The sequence below is a fragment of the Bradyrhizobium zhengyangense genome (assembly GCF_022012435.1).
In the GTDB taxonomy this organism is placed as follows: domain Bacteria; phylum Pseudomonadota; class Alphaproteobacteria; order Rhizobiales; family Xanthobacteraceae; genus Bradyrhizobium; species Bradyrhizobium zhengyangense.
On the sequence record NZ_JAKLUA010000020.1, the window covers coordinates 34,637 to 48,083 of the forward strand.

General features: G+C 64.9%; 13 protein-coding genes. 7 read left to right on the top strand and 6 right to left on the bottom strand.

Features of this window, described 5'->3' with window-relative positions:
- Positions 1–15 precede the first annotated feature (15 nt).
- From L6637_RS35935 to L6637_RS35955, 5 genes are all read left to right on the top strand, one after another.
- Positions 16–786, top strand: a complete 771-nt coding sequence (locus L6637_RS35935) for an RsiV family protein (protein ID WP_237873704.1) — start codon at positions 16–18, stop codon at positions 784–786.
- Positions 787–903: 117 nt separating this feature from the next.
- The gene (locus L6637_RS35940; protein WP_237873636.1) at positions 904–1,890 is read left to right on the top strand and encodes a tripartite tricarboxylate transporter substrate binding protein; all 987 of its coding nucleotides are present in this window, start codon (positions 904–906) and stop codon (positions 1,888–1,890) included.
- A gap of 41 nt (positions 1,891–1,931) precedes the next feature.
- Positions 1,932–2,921 carry a methylmalonyl Co-A mutase-associated GTPase MeaB gene (gene meaB, locus L6637_RS35945; protein ID WP_237873638.1) on the top strand — a complete coding sequence of 330 codons (990 nt, stop codon included), beginning with the start codon at positions 1,932–1,934 and terminating at the stop codon, positions 2,919–2,921.
- On the top strand, positions 2,918–3,565 hold the full coding sequence (locus tag L6637_RS35950; protein WP_237873640.1) for a pyroglutamyl-peptidase I: 648 nt from the start codon (positions 2,918–2,920) through the stop codon (positions 3,563–3,565). Before meaB ends, L6637_RS35950 begins: the two co-directional genes overlap by 4 nt.
- Before the next feature lie 208 nt (positions 3,566–3,773).
- Positions 3,774–5,144 (top strand): TIGR03808 family TAT-translocated repetitive protein, encoded by a 1,371-nt coding sequence (locus tag L6637_RS35955; protein ID WP_237873643.1) that lies wholly within the window; start codon positions 3,774–3,776, stop codon positions 5,142–5,144.
- 19 nt (positions 5,145–5,163) lie between these two features.
- Here the strand turns inward: L6637_RS35955 and L6637_RS35960 are convergent, their stop codons facing one another.
- The 4 genes from L6637_RS35960 to L6637_RS35975 form a co-directional block, all read right to left on the bottom strand.
- Positions 5,164–5,802, bottom strand: a complete 639-nt coding sequence (locus tag L6637_RS35960) for a TIGR03809 family protein (protein WP_237873645.1) — start codon at positions 5,800–5,802, stop codon at positions 5,164–5,166.
- A gap of 481 nt (positions 5,803–6,283) precedes the next feature.
- On the bottom strand, positions 6,284–7,969 hold the full coding sequence (locus L6637_RS35965) for a S8 family serine peptidase (protein ID WP_237863847.1): 1,686 nt from the start codon (positions 7,967–7,969) through the stop codon (positions 6,284–6,286).
- 12 nt (positions 7,970–7,981) lie between these two features.
- On the bottom strand, positions 7,982–8,674 hold the full coding sequence (locus L6637_RS35970) for a hypothetical protein (RefSeq protein ID WP_237863846.1): 693 nt from the start codon (positions 8,672–8,674) through the stop codon (positions 7,982–7,984).
- A complete protein-coding gene (locus L6637_RS35975) occupies positions 8,671–9,240 on the bottom strand; it encodes a sigma-70 family RNA polymerase sigma factor (RefSeq protein ID WP_237873647.1) in 570 nt (189 codons plus the stop codon). Before L6637_RS35975 ends, L6637_RS35970 begins: the two co-directional genes overlap by 4 nt.
- A gap of 437 nt (positions 9,241–9,677) precedes the next feature.
- On the opposite strand from L6637_RS35975, the gene L6637_RS35980 reads away from it, so the two are divergent.
- Together L6637_RS35980 and L6637_RS35985 are read left to right on the top strand one after the other, a co-directional pair.
- Positions 9,678–10,835, top strand: coding sequence for a GGDEF domain-containing protein (locus tag L6637_RS35980; protein ID WP_237873649.1), 1,158 nt, complete (start codon positions 9,678–9,680; stop codon positions 10,833–10,835).
- A 63-nt stretch (positions 10,836–10,898) separates the two neighbouring features.
- Positions 10,899–11,993, top strand: a complete 1,095-nt coding sequence (locus L6637_RS35985; RefSeq protein ID WP_237873653.1) for a DUF2336 domain-containing protein — start codon at positions 10,899–10,901, stop codon at positions 11,991–11,993.
- An 83-nt stretch (positions 11,994–12,076) separates the two neighbouring features.
- Here the strand turns inward: L6637_RS35985 and L6637_RS35990 are convergent, their stop codons facing one another.
- A complete protein-coding gene (locus tag L6637_RS35990) occupies positions 12,077–12,715 on the bottom strand; it encodes an NrsF family protein (RefSeq protein WP_237863843.1) in 639 nt (212 codons plus the stop codon).
- Between the two features lie 2 nt (positions 12,716–12,717).
- Positions 12,718–13,263 carry a sigma-70 family RNA polymerase sigma factor gene (locus L6637_RS35995; RefSeq protein WP_237863842.1) on the bottom strand — a complete coding sequence of 182 codons (546 nt, stop codon included), beginning with the start codon at positions 13,261–13,263 and terminating at the stop codon, positions 12,718–12,720.
- Between the last annotated feature and the right edge of the window lie 184 nt (positions 13,264–13,447).

The window sequence follows — 13,447 nt, forward strand, 5'->3', positions numbered from 1 at the left end:
AACGTGCGGGCCGGCTTGCTCGCGATCCTGTCTGCCGTGACTACGATCGGCCTGGCCTCTCCTTCATTCGCCGCCGATCCCAAGCCCGACGCCGCCGTCAAGAACAGGAACATCGACGCGCGCGTCTTTCTCGACGACAAGATCAAGGCCGACGCGCCCCTCGCCGCCGATTGCCTGGCCGAAGGCAAAAGGTGGCTCGACAAGAACGCGGCTGACGCCGCGGCCTCGCGCAAGCAGGACCCACAATTCTTCAAAGACGGCGGCTGGGATTTCGAGCGCAAATATTCGATCCGCTCTGTGGTTGCCGATCGCTATGTCAGCATCCTGCGCGACGACTATATGGACACCCATGGTGCCCATCCCAATTCGGACGTGAATACGGTGCTGTGGGACAAATCCGAGAACAAGCGCATCTCGATCCGCCCGTTCTTCACCGAGACCGCCGACAATGGCGCAACCATGAAGGCGATGGTGAAAGCCGTGATCGCCTCGCTGAAAATCGAGAAGAAGAAGCGCGATAGCGGCGAGACCGCGACGCAGGAGTGGTTCAAGGACCTTACACCTCGCCTGCTCAAGATCGGCGCCGTGACGCTGGCGCCATCGACCGAGACAGACAAGAGTTCCGGCCTGACCTTCCACTACCCGCCCTATGCCGTCGGCCCCTACGCCGAGGGCCAATATGTCGCCTTCGTTCCGTGGGAGACGTTGAAGCCCTATCTCACGCCGGAAGGCGCACGCATCTTCGGCGGCGCACGGCCAAAGGCCGATGCCGACGAACAACAATAGGAGCGGAACCCGTTGCCCACGGCGCCACAGGGCTGCCGCTTGCGACATCGGCGCAAAGCTGCGTAGCATGTTGCGATGACGCGAGCCCGATTCCCGAGGGCGATGCCGGGAACATTGATGTCAGGAATTACCCGCCGCGCTTTCGCGGCCTCTTCTGTGGCTGCAGCCACGTCAGCTCTCCTCTCCCCTGCGCGCGCGCAAGCCTATCCGGCGCGGCCGGTGACCTTGATCGTACCCTGGGGTGCGGGTGGCGGCACGGATGCGACTGCACGGATCATTGCGACGCTCCTTCAGAAGGAGCTCGGCCAGCCGTTCAACGTCGTCAACCTCACCGGAGGATCCGGCGTTGTCGGCCACGCCGAGATCGCAACCGCACGGCCGGATGGCTACACCATCGGCATGATCACCGTGGAAATCGCGATGCTGCATTGGCAGGCGGTGACGCATCTGACGCCGCGGAACTTCATGCCGCTGGCGCTGATGAACGAAGACCCACCGGGCATCCAGGTGGCCGCCGCCTCGCCGTACAGAACGGTGAAAGAGCTGACGGAGGCCATCAAGCTGGCGCCCCCGGGACGGTTCAAGGCATCGGGCACTGGACAAGGCGGCATCTGGCATCTCGCACTTGTCGGCTGGATGCAGGCGATGGGATTGCCGGCGAACCAAGTGAATTGGTCCCCCTCGAATGGTGCAGCACCGGCCATGCAGGAGCTCGTCGCGGGCAGCCTCGACCTCACCACCTGCTCGGTGCCGGAGGCCCACGCGACCATCGAGGCCGGCCAGGCGCGGAGCCTCGCAATCATGGCGCACGCGCGCAATCCGAGCTTTCCCGACGTCCCGACGCTGAAGGAAGCGCTCGGCGTCGACTATTCCACCAGCTCATGGCGCGGCATCGGCGGTCCAAAGGGCCTGGCGCCGGAGATCGCGACCAGGCTGACCGGGGCCCTGAAGACGGTGTACGACTCCGCCGCCTTCAAGGACTTCATGACCGGACGCGGCTTTGGCACCGTATGGCGGGATGCAAGCGACTTCGAAACCTTCATGGACGAGGCTGATCGCCAGATGGGCCAGGCCATGAGGGCCGCCGGTTTTGCCAAGACCTGAGAGGCCCTCGCCTGCCTGCTTCCGCCGTTGTAAAGCAGGACATGGTTGAGAAGAAGACTTCGCTCGATATCACCACCCTCGCCCGCGACCTGCGTGCGGGCCATCGCGCTGCGCTCGCGCGCGCCATCACGCTGGTGGAGAGCCGGCGTGGCGATCATCAGGCGCAGGCACGCGAGCTGGTGCAGACGCTGCTGCCCGACACCGGCAAGGCGGTCCGCGTCGGCATCACCGGCTCGCCCGGCGTCGGCAAATCCACCACCATCGATGCGCTCGGGACCTATCTGATCGAGCAGGGCAACAAGGTCGCCGTGCTTGCGGTCGACCCGTCCTCGGCCCGCAGCGGCGGCTCGATCCTCGGCGACAAGACGCGCATGGCGCGGCTGTCGGCATCCAGCGATGCCTTCATCCGTCCCTCGCCGTCCTCGGGCACGCTCGGCGGCGTCGCTGCAAAAACCCGCGAGGCGATGCTGCTGTGCGAGGCCGCCAGCTTCGACGTCGTCCTGGTCGAGACCGTCGGCATCGGCCAATCCGAGACCGCGGTCTGCGACATGACCGATTTCTTCCTCGCACTGATGCTGCCAGGCGGCGGCGACGAGCTGCAAGGCATCAAGAAAGGCCTGGTCGAGCTCGCCGATATGATCGCGATCAACAAGGCCGACGGCGACAATCTCAAACGCGCCAATGTCACCGCAGCCGACTATCGCAGCGCGCTGCATATCCTCAGCCCCCGCTCCGAGCATTGGCATCCGCCTGTCGTCACCTATTCGGCACTGGCCGGCACGGGCATCGCCGAGCTTTGGCAGAAGGTCCTGGATCACCGTAAGGCGATGAACGCATCCGGCGAGTTCGCCGCACGGCGGCGGGAGCAGCAGGTGAAATGGATGTGGTCGATGCTGGAGCAGCGCATGTTGGCACGATTGCGCAGCGAGCCGTCCGTCCGCGCCAGGGTCAAGAAGATCGAGGCGGAAGTTGCCGATGGCCAGCTCACCCCGGCGCTCGCCGCCGAACGGATTCTGGAGTTGCTGCAATGAGCGATAAGCTCCGCGTTCTCCTCACCGGCTTCGGCCCGTTTCCCGGTGCCCCCCATAATCCGACCCAGCCGCTGGTGGCGCGGCTGGCGAGGCTTCGTCGTCCCGCGCTCGATGATGTCGAGCTATCGCACCACATCTTTCCGGTGACCTATGCCGCGGTCGACCGGCAATTGCCTGATGTGCTGGCACAGGTGAAGCCGGATGCGCTGCTGATGTTTGGGCTCGCGGCGCGTACGCCTTACCTGCGCATCGAGAGCCGCGCGCGCAACGCCGTCACCATGCTGTGGCCCGATGCTGCCAACACCCGCTCCAGCAAGCGCGGCATTGCCGGCCATGCGGACGCCATGAATTTCGGCCCGCATACGGCAAGACTGTTGCGTGCCGCGCGGCTCACCGGCATCGATGCGCGGCCCTCGCGCGATGCCGGCGCCTATCTCTGCAACTATCTGAGCTGGCGCGCGATCGAGAAGGCCCGCGGCGGCGGACCGAAGCTTGCCGCGTTCATCCATATTCCGCTGCTTGCACGCAGCGGCGCCGTGCGGCGCAAGGGCGCCCCGCGGATCACGCTGGAGGAGCTGGTGGATGCGGGGGAAGCGATGCTGATGGAGATGGTGGGTTTGGCAAGGAAGGCGCGGAACGCTTAGTTAGGTCTTGTAGGGTGGGCACCGGCGCATGGCGCCGTGCCCACGTACGTCCTTGGCGACAATCGTGGGCACGCTTGCGCTTTGCCCACCCTACGGCACCGTCTTTGCGGTAAACATTTAACCCTACCGCGAACAATCCTCACCGCCCCCTCCGCCCTGCGCTACCTAATCTTTCGCGGACATCTCCCGCGTCCGCCAAGGACGCGTCATGGACCTCAACCGCCGTCATCTCATCGGAGCTTCGACTGCCGGCATTGCCGGTGCGCTTGCCATGCCCGCCGACGCCGCACGTGCGGCGCCGCTGACGTCGCTGCTCGGGCGCGATGCAACCCAATACGGCGTGCGACCCGGCAGCAGCGAGGACCAGACGCGCGTTCTCCAGCGTGCGATCGACGAAGCCTCGCGGGCGCAGATGCCGCTTGCGCTGCCGCCCGGAATCTACCGCGCGGGCCTTTTAAGACTGCCTGATAGGGCGCAGCTAATCGGCGTGCGCGGCGCGACGAAACTCATCTTCACTGGCGGCGCCGCGGCGATCCAGAGCGACGGTTCTGATTCAATCGGCCTCACCGGTATCACTTTCGACGGCGGCCGCATTCCGCTGCCGACGCGGCGCGGGCTGATCCATGTCCTTGGCGGGCGCGACGTCCGCATCACCGATTGCGAGATCACCAGCTCCGGCGGCAGCGGCATCTGGCTGGAGCAGGTCTCAGGCGATATCTCCGGCAACATCTTTACTGACATCGCGGTGACGGCGGTCGTCTCGTTCGATGCCAAAGGCCTCAGCGTGTCCCGCAACACCATTGTCGGCACCAACGACAACGGCATCGAAATCCTGCGCACCGCCATCGGCGATGACGGCACAATTGTTGCCGACAACCGCATCGAGGGCATCAAGGCGGGCCCGGGCGGCTCCGGCCAGTATGGCAATGCCATCAACGCCTTCCGCGCCGGCAACGTGATCGTGCGCGGCAATCGCATCAAAAATTGCGACTACTCCGCCGTGCGCGGCAACTCGGCCTCGAACATCCACATCACAGGCAACAGCGTCAGCGACGTGCGCGAGGTCGCGCTCTATTCCGAGTTTTCGTTCGAGGCCGCCGTGATTGCCAACAACACGGTCGACGGCGCCGCCGTCGGCGTCTCCGTCTGCAATTTCAACGAAGGCGGACGTATCGCGGTCGTGCAAGGCAATATCATCCGCAATTTGATGCCGAAGCGGCCGATCGGCACCGCGCCTGACGACGATGCCGGCGTCGGCATCTATATCGAGGCCGACACGTCGGTGTCAGGCAATGTGATCGAGAATGCGCCGTCCTACGGCATCGTCGCCGGCTGGGGCAAATATCTGCGCGACGTCGCGATCACGGGCAATGTGATCCGCAGGGCGCTGGCCGGCATCGGCGTCTCCGTCGTGCAAGGCGCCGGCACCGCGCTCGTCAACAACAACATGATCTCGGAAACCCCGCGCGGCGCGGTGGTCGGCCTCGACCACGCACGCGCCGTGACGGCGGATCTGTCCGCGGAAGGCGCGCAGCGCTTTGTGCAGGTGGTTGTCGGCGGAAACGCAGTGCGGCAGTAGGGCCGCCCCCCGCGCTAGACTAGAACGTATTCCGCAGCAGCGGGTACTTGGCTTCAATGCCGTCGAGGCTGAAGGTGAACTCGACCACGCGCTCGGGGGCCGCGACGATCTCGTCGGCGGGCGGCGTGAAGGTCTGCAGGAACGATGCGATGGACGCTGCCGGCGCAGTCGGAGCGATCCGTTCAGCTGGAGCGATTCGAATTGCCGGAGCAACCCGTGCAGGCGCGGCGACCGGCGCCATCGGGGCCGCCGGCGCAATGGGCGCCTCGACGATTTCCGCGAGCATATCCGGCTCGGGCTCGAGCCTGACCGGAACGGCGGCCTCTGGGGCGATATGCACGGCCTTTGGCTGCACCGTCTGGGCCTGCTCGCGCGGAAAAACGCGCGGCATGGTCGCCGGCGACCAGCCGAATGCAGAGGTCACGCTCGCGGCGGCCGCGGCGACATCCTCGCCATTCGCAAGCGCGCGCCAGGTCTGGACCGCGCGCTTGGCTTCCTGGATGTTTTCGAGGAATGCGAGCTCGGAATGGTAGCGGCGCCACCGCCCGGTCTCGAACATTTCAGAGAGATGCTCCAGTCGCTGCTCCGCGAGAGCGCACCAGCGTGCCGCAATTTCACGGCCGGCCGTGCCTCGGCCAGCGTCATGGCGATGAGTCATTAATCAGCCCGTCAGGAGAAAGGTACGGACGCGACGCAACGCACACGAATCAATTTAGGAGCGACAGGAATATTTTGTGGAAAAGTTTTGACTTGTCCAGCAACGACACGGCTCAGGTCACAAAACACCGTAGTCACGCGGAGTTTCCAGGAGTTTGGGAGTCAAGCTTCGCACAAGCATGGCGGACCTGCCGCGTGGAGTCGCTTCCTCGTCACAGCGACGCGCTCGCGGTCTCAACCGCAAGCTGATCTCGCATTACGCTTCAAGAGATCCGACGCCCCAAAAGAAAAGACCCGTCCGGGGGGACAACCGGACGGGTCGAGCCATATGGGCGCTTGGGGTGGATGGGCGCTCGCGCCTGATATGACTGATGGGGAGGGATGACCGCTCCCACATTATTTGGTCGTGGCAGCAGGCTGAACGTTCAAAACCGCGGCTCGATTTTTTAACCTTTGGCCGGCGCGCAATGTTGTCGCGGGCGCTAGCGCGCAGCCGGCCTATCCGCCTGAGAAATCGCGGATTTATCGTCCGCGCTCGACAGCGAGGGCTGCTCGATCGCGCGGATGTTGGGGTCGTCGCGGCGCTTCTCGGAATCTTCACGTTTAGTTGTAGCGGCGGCGGCCGCGACCGGCGTCGTGCTGTCGGCCGGAACGGCCATGACCGCGGCAAACGCATCGGGCTCACCGTCGCCGAAGAGATCATCACGCCCGGGTGAACCGAGGTCGCGCGCGGTCTTCGCCAGCGTCATGCGCACCGCTTCCGGCTTCAGGGTGTAATTGCGCTCGAGCAGCAAGGCCGCGACGCCGGAGACATAGGCGGCCGAGAACGAGGTGCCCGACGTTATCTGGTATTTGCCGTCGGGCGCCGGCAGGAAGATGTCGACGCCGGGCGCGGCCAGCGCGATGTAATTGCCGCGGTTGGATGCAGTAAACAGCTTGTCCTGCTGGTCGGTCGCGCTGACGGCGATCACGTTGGGATTGGCGGCAGGATAGAGCGGCGGCGATTTGGCGCCCGCATTGCCGGCGGCCGCGATCAGCACCAAGCCGCGCGCGGCGGTTGCCGCGATCGCACGCTCGATCACCGCGTCCTTCGGGCCGGCGAAACTCATATTGACGATCTGGGCGCCGTGCTCGGCGGCGTAGTTGAGCGAGCGCAGGATGATGTACGACGAGCTCTCCGCTCCGCCGGTGGTGCCACCGAAGGCCCTGATGGCGATGATGCGCGCCTCCGGCGCGCTACCCATCAGCTTCGTATGGGCCACGATGGCGCCCGCAATGCCGGTGCCATGGACGTGGGCGCCTTCGCTGCTGCCGAGCGCATCAAAATTGTCGGCAATGGAATTGGCGAGTTCGGGATGCTTTGCATCGATGCCTGAATCGATCACGGCAACCGTGACATTGGCGCCGTGCACCAACGTATGCGCCTGCGGCAGGCGCAGCTTGGATAGCACGTATTGAGCCGGATCGCCTTCGGTCGGGACCCCCGGCTTCTGGTCCTGCAGCACATAGCGGAAGTTCGGCTGAAGCGAGCGCACACTGGCGTCGGCCGCGAACTCGCGCCGCGCTGTCTCATAAGGGCGGCCGTCGGTGATGCGGAACAGGCCGACCGTGGCCCCGATCAGCGGAAAGTTTTCCGACGACACGCGGGTCAAGCCGTGGCGCCGGGCGAGCTCATCGGCTTCGGTCGGCGACAGCGCGCTGTCGATCTCGGCCACGAATTCATTGGCGAAACTGCGCGACGTCATGGCGACGGGCGTCGCCTTGCCACGCCCCTTGCCGGCGCTCTTCTTGGCCGACTTGCCGGAGCCGTCGCCGCCGCCATTCGGCTGGCTGATGCACTCGCCATCAGCATCGCGATAGGCGTTGGAACAGGCCGGATAGAGATTTGGCGAGTAGCGCGCGTAGGGCAGCACGGGATTCGGCACCATCCGCCCCGTGATATGAACCGTCGGCGTCAGGTGCGGACCATGATCGCCGCCGCCCACGGCTCTCGCCGCGCCAGTTACGGAGATCGTCGGCGTGCGCGAGGGAACGCTGATCGTCGGCGTGCGCATGATCGCCTGGGCGTGCGCCACTCCGATGCCGAGACAGGCGGCGAGCAAGAGCCCAGCTCCAGCCGAGGAAGCATAGGCACCGGCTCGCAACTTACTCTCGGACTTGCGCATCATTGGTGCAGGCGCTTAAGGCGCCGCCACGGCGAGGTTGATGAACTTCTCGCGCTGCATTCTGGCGAGCAGCGCAGTGAGCTCGTCCTGGCTCATCGCCTTGTCGAACTGCAGGCGGAACATGCCGCCCTTGGCATCGCCGATGATCGAGGCCTGATAGCTGTCAAGCAGCGCGGTGATGTCGGCGACGCGCGCCTCGGGCGTGAAGCGCACCAGCGCCCGCGAAGGCGCAGCCGCCCCGAGCTCACGCGTGATCGGCGCGCCGGTCGAGAGCGACGCAGTCTGGAAGGTCGCAGTCTGAGTCTTCATCAAGACGGCACCGATGATGCCGGCCTGCAGCAGCAGCGCGATGGCGCCCAGGCTCGCCGACCAGGCCATCGTGCGCGGCGACAGGCTCGCAAAGAACGTGGCGATGCGCGCCGACAACGGTAGCGAAGCGGTCGCGCGCGCCGGCTCGGCGTCGATCGCGGCGAACAGCTTCTGCATCGCGCGCGCCGACGGAGCACCCAGGCTCTCGTTCAGGTGGATGGTCTCTTCGTATTCGCCGCGGATCGCCGCATATTGTTTTGCAAGCTGCGGATCGCTGGCGAGCGCTTCCTCGACGCGGCGCGCATCGCGCGCGTTCAGCGTGCCGGCGGCATGCCACGGCAGCAGCAACTCGATCTCACTGGGCTCTTGCTGCAGCATCTTCTTGCTCAAAGCCATCATGGCCAGCCTCGCTCAATGCCGGCTGCCTTCAGCAGTTCGGCCAATTTCTTGCGCGCATAGAACAGGCGCGTCTTTACCGTGTTCTCCGGGATCCCGACGATTTCGGCCACTTCCTCCACGGACTTCTCGTGGTAGTAGACGAGGTCGACGATTTCCCGATGGTCCGGCGAGAGGCCCGTCAGACACTCCCGCAACGCTTCACTGGTGTCCTTCTTCTGCACCACCGTCTCCGGATCGTCGGACGAATCCTCGATCGCGTTGGCGGCTTCGTCGTCCAACTCAAAATCCTTCCTGCGGCGAAGCGCAGACAGGGCCTTGTATCGGGTGATTGCCAGGAGCCAGGTGGAAACTGCGGACCGGCCCTCGAACTTACCGGCCTGACGCCAGACGTCGAGAAACACCTCGCTGATGAGGTCCTCCGCCGTCTGCTCGTCCCGCACGAGCCTGAGCCCGAACCTGTACACCCTGACATGGTGCCGCCCGTACAGCACCTGCATGGCGAGCCGGTCACCCTGGGCGATCCTGGCGATCAGGACCTCGTCCGTAGCCGCCTGTGTCACGCTCAAAGCCCGTCTCGCAAGATTGGTCGGGTCGATGCGGGGGACGGTTCGACGGGAGGGGTGAAATTCTTCAACCTACCGCAGTCATACGGGGACTTGTGTGATCTACCACACATACGCGCAATTTCCTTGTCCCACCCGTGGCGGTCGGCCGTTTGGCTCCAAGACGGTAACATAATACGGAAACACTCTCTTGCGGACTTGCCGTGGGCCGGGCGCGGATGGCTCGGTCGAGCGCCTCTATCACGGCCCCGTGCACATTATGTCGCACGACGCAGGATTTGGTCCGCGATATCGGCGGCGATGGCTAATCGACCACCAAATTCCGTGCCGCCCGAGGCCCCTCACCCGCGCAGCGTCCCCCGGATTCGGTTCAAAAGGATACCAAACCTAAAGGCTTGCCACGTAGATTTTTTCGGCTGACATCCACCATTGGCGGGACCATGAACACGGCCGCGACGTCCTTTCCTGAGAGGAGTGCCGCAGAGGCCGCGGATCTCGTCCTTACGCGTGAGGAGGCGGCGCCTGGAGTGCTGGCGCGCCGGATCCGGCAGCGTCGGCAGATGTATGTCGGCCAGGTCGCGAGCTATTCGCTCGGCGCCTTCGTGCTGCTGCTCTACGCCTATGACGGCGCCATCCGTGGCAACGTACCATCGCTGTTCTGGGTCGGCGGCGTCACGATCATCGGCATCTTCGTCGTGATGTCGGAGGCCGGCGTCGGCGACAGGCACAACGACCATTATCTCACGGTCTTCCAGATCTCGGCGCATATGGCGCTGCAATTCGTCTTTCTGGTATCGGTGCCGACGATCGGGATTGCCTTCATCAGCGTGCTGTTCCTGATCTTCGCCTTCGGTACGCTGCGCATGACCTCGGTCCAGGCGATGCTGACCTGGGCACTCGCGACCTGCGCACTCGCGGCCGTCTTCCTCGCCTCCGACCTGCCGATCGGCATGCCGGTCGCGACACGGCTGCAGCGGACTGCCTCGATGCTGTGCTTCGTGCTGGTGATCGGCCAGTGCGCCTTCCTCGGCCTGTTCGGCGCCACGCTGCGCAAGATCCTGTACCGGCGCAGCATCGAGCTGAAGGCCGCCTATCAGCGCATCGAGGAGCTCGCCGAGCTCGACGAGCTGACCGGCTCCTACAATCGCCGCTGCATCATGCGACTTCTCGACGCCGAGATCGAAAAGTCGCGGCAGGCGGACGCCCCCTGCGCCATCGCGCTGATCGACCTCGACTGGTTCAAGCGCATCAACGACGCCCATGGCCATCCCGTCGGCGACGAGGTGCTGCGGACCTTTGCCATCACCATCTTCGCCAACATCCGGCCCGACGACCGTTTCGGCCGCTATGGCGGCGAGGAATTTCTGCTGCTGCTGCCCGGGACCGCAAGCGAGGCTGCATCGCGCATGCTCGATCGGCTGCGCAGCATCATCGCCGAGCTCGACTGGAGCGCATTCTCGCCCGGCATGCGCGTGACGATTTCCGCCGGCGTCGTGACGCTGCGCACCAATGATACTGCCGACACGTTTCTCGCGCGCGCCGACAGCGCGCTATATTCCGCCAAGGCGCAAGGGCGCAACCGCATTGCAACGAGCTGACCAATCCATTTGTCGCCGGCACGTGAGAACACGCCGCCGGACCGAACGCTCCAGGACAGGGCTATGAGATCAAAGACCGTCAAGTCATCCGAAAATTTGCTCGAGGAATTGCAGTCGGCGCTCGCGCACGGCACCGTCGCACGCCGGGTCGAGACGCTGCGGCGCGTCACCGATCTCTTCATCAACAATGCGGTGGACTATTCCGACGATCATATCCGCGTGTTCGACGACGTCTTCCAGTGCCTGATCGAGCAGATCGAAACTTCGGCAAAAGCATTGCTCGCCGACCGTCTCGCGCCGATCGGAGCCGCGCCGCCGCAGATCATCCGTACGCTTGCGCTCGACGACGTCATCGAAGTCGCAGGTCCCGTGCTGTCAAAATCGGAGCGGCTGGACGAGACCACCCTGATCGAAATCGCGCGCGGCAAGAGCCAGGCACATCTCAAGGCGATCTCGCTGCGGCGGGTGCTGTCGGAGGCACTGACCGACGTGCTGGTCACGCGCGGCAATGAAGACGTGGTACAGTCGACCGTCAACAACCACGGCGCACGCCTTTCCGAGAGCAGCCTCGCCGATCTCGTCACGCGCGCCGAGCGCGACGACGATCTCGCTACCTGCATCGGCCTGCGTCCGGACCTGCCGCGGCATCATTACCTGAAGCTGGTCGCCAAGGCTTCTCTCAGCGTTCGCAGGAAGCTGGAAGCGGCCCATCCCGAACTCGCCAGCGAAGTGTCGAGCGTGGTCCAGGTAGCGGCGCAGCGGGTCCGCGCCGCTGCCATGACGAAGCAGACTGAAATGGCGCGGGCGCTGGTGAAATCGCTGCACGACGACGGCCGCCTCAACGAATTCCAGGTCGCGACCTTCGCCGAGCAGGGCAAGTTCGACGAGGCCAATGCCGGGCTCGCGGCCCTCGCAGGCGTTGCGGTCGAGACCGCCGAAAACATGATGATCGAGAGTCGCACCGAAGGCCTGATGATCCTCGCCAAGGTCGCCGGCATGCAATGGTCAAGCGTGCGCGCAATCATCGCCATGCGCGAGAAGCTCTCGGGCGGCTCGCAGACCGACATGCTGTCGCTGCGCGACGCTTACGAGGCCCTGCGCTCATCCACCGCACAGCAGGTGCTGCGCTTCCACCGCATGCAGACGTCCGCGGCTTGAACCGTGATGAGAGTCATCGCGCTTTAGGTTTTTTTGAGCACGATCTTTTCGGAAAACCGCTACGCACTTTTCCGGATCAGGCTCTAATACTTCAGGACTCTCGATCCGACAGCGGCGCCGATCGCGGTCACGATTGCGGTCGCGATCGTGTACCAGGTCGCGACGAACAGCGGCGAGTCGTCGGTGCAATGCGAGGCGTAGAGCGTGGCGGCGAGCCCGGCCGACAGCAGGCCGGCGAGCGCGCCGGCCTGCGCCGGTCGCGACGGCGCGCCATGGCGCAGGCCGAACAATGCACCCGCGAGAAGCGGCAGCGACATCGCGGGGATCGCCAACATGCACCACCGCGAATTCTTGCCGACGAGCCGCATCGTCATCGGCATCGCCGGCGCCATCATCGCCTCGCTGCCGATCGCGACAGCAAGCAGTCCGACGGGCAGCAGCAGGAGCCAGCCCCAACCGCGCATCAAGGCTTCGGGACGCGACAGATGCAGGCTGATGATGATCGCGGGAATCGCGAGCGACAAAGTCACCGCGAACTTCGTATCGAAGAACGGGTTGTGCATCGCCGTCATCACGTCCGGCCGCACGCCCAGGAAGGTCGCGAAAATCAGGATCGAGAACGGCGCCGCGACCAGAAGTCCGGTGGTCAGCAGCGCGCCGACGCGCGGGGCGCGGTGGGCGTTGTCGGCCGCGAGCGTGCGAATGAGTTGATCGGTATCCATGACTAGTGGTCCCGTAGTTTGGCGGTCAGGGCCGCAAGCCCCCGATGCAGCGCGACGCGCACCGCACCTTCGCTCATCGCAAATTTCGTCGCCGTATCCTTGATCGAGGCGCTGTCGACCGCGATCGATTGCAACACGTCGCGCTGGCGCTGCGGCAGCGTGTTGAGCTGCGCGGTGACCTCGCCCGCCGAGGCCGTCTCCTGTGGCGTCTCGCCGGGCAGCGTCTCGGCGAAATCGTCGATATTGACGAAAACGCGCCGGCCGCGGCGCCTGAGCGCATCGATCAGCTTGTTGCGCGCAATCGCGAACAGCCAGGGGGCGAAGGGGGCCTCGCTGTCCCAGGTGTGCCGTTTCAGATGCACCGCCAACAAGATTTCCTGCACGATATCCTCGGCCTGATCGGGAGGCTGCCCGGCACGCGCCAGGCCGCGCCTCGCAGCAGCGCGCAGCACCGGCGTGACCGCTTTCAGCAGGCGATGATACGCCGCATCATCCCCCGCCATGGCCGACCGCATCAGGTCGGTCCATTCGTCCTCACGTCCGCGCACGCGCGCTCCTACACGGCAATTCGGCCGCTCTTTCAATTTGTTACATCGCCAACCCTGATATCACGAAGTCGTGATCAAGGCGCAGCCAGGGAATCCAGTCCCCACCCGGAAAAGACCGGAGGCTCATAACACCGATCGGTCCATCTCGCATCCGGGAGCGTGCCGCACCAACCAGTTTGCCGCC

Bases quoted from the DNA above. Each gene is read 5' to 3' on its own strand.
- L6637_RS35980 (WP_237873649.1), top strand. From the start codon at position 9,678: ATGAACACGGCCGCGACGTCCTTTCCTGAGAGGAGTGCCGCAGAGGCC.
- L6637_RS35990 (WP_237863843.1), bottom strand. From the start codon at position 12,715: ATGGATACCGATCAACTCATTCGCACGCTCGCGGCCGACAACGCCCAC.
- L6637_RS35950 (WP_237873640.1), top strand. From the start codon at position 2,918: ATGAGCGATAAGCTCCGCGTTCTCCTCACCGGCTTCGGCCCGTTTCCC.
- L6637_RS35940 (WP_237873636.1), top strand. From the start codon at position 904: ATGTCAGGAATTACCCGCCGCGCTTTCGCGGCCTCTTCTGTGGCTGCA.
- L6637_RS35985 (WP_237873653.1), top strand. From the start codon at position 10,899: ATGAGATCAAAGACCGTCAAGTCATCCGAAAATTTGCTCGAGGAATTG.
- L6637_RS35970 (WP_237863846.1), bottom strand. From the start codon at position 8,674: ATGATGGCTTTGAGCAAGAAGATGCTGCAGCAAGAGCCCAGTGAGATC.
- L6637_RS35960 (WP_237873645.1), bottom strand. From the start codon at position 5,802: ATGACTCATCGCCATGACGCTGGCCGAGGCACGGCCGGCCGTGAAATT.
- meaB (WP_237873638.1), top strand. From the start codon at position 1,932: ATGGTTGAGAAGAAGACTTCGCTCGATATCACCACCCTCGCCCGCGAC.
- L6637_RS35965 (WP_237863847.1), bottom strand. From the start codon at position 7,969: ATGATGCGCAAGTCCGAGAGTAAGTTGCGAGCCGGTGCCTATGCTTCC.
- L6637_RS35955 (WP_237873643.1), top strand. From the start codon at position 3,774: ATGGACCTCAACCGCCGTCATCTCATCGGAGCTTCGACTGCCGGCATT.